Raw genomic sequence first — 508 nt, forward strand, 5'->3', positions numbered from 1 at the left:
ATCAGACCGTTACAAGCGGATTGCCGCGGATAATGAAGCAATGGATCGACTGCTGGTCGATCTTTTCCTGGAGTCGTACCGCAAGCCCCCGCGCAAGATCTGGCTCGACCTGGATGCGACCGACGATCCGCTGCACGGTCAGCAGGAAGGGCGGTTTTTCCACGGCTACTACCGCTGCTATTGCTACCTGCCGCTGTACATCTTCAGTGGTGAGCACCTGCTGTGCGCCCGGTTGCGCACGGCGGACAACTATGCTGACACAGGGGGCACGATCCTAACCTGTTGTGGAGCCCATCTACTCGACCCACACAAGTATCTTGACAAACACCGCTGCCACCGGAAGAAAAGACCCGGCAGCGCCTGACCGAGGTTTACTATGTCACTGGAAAGTCTATACATCATTGGGAATGGCTTTGATATCTACCATGGTATTTCTTCCCGTTATTCAAATTTCAAAGAATATCTTTCAGATAGTGATAGTGCTCTACATGATTTAGTTGAAAAATTT

1 protein-coding gene and 1 pseudogene are annotated in these 508 nt (G+C 51.4%); both read left to right on the forward strand.

Annotated features, from left to right (window positions below; all coding sequences use genetic code 11):
- Window positions 1–238 (forward strand): annotated as a pseudogene (locus tag ACOCD2_RS26275) (transposase); the annotation flags it as partial.
- Window positions 239–376: 138 nt separating this feature from the next.
- A partial coding sequence (locus tag ACOCD2_RS26280) for an AbiH family protein (RefSeq protein WP_293650976.1) occupies window positions 377–508 on the forward strand: 132 nt, incomplete at its 3' end.

This window comes from Thiolapillus sp. (assembly GCF_048562965.1).
GTDB lineage: Bacteria > Pseudomonadota > Gammaproteobacteria > Chromatiales > Chromatiaceae > Thiolapillus > Thiolapillus brandeum_A.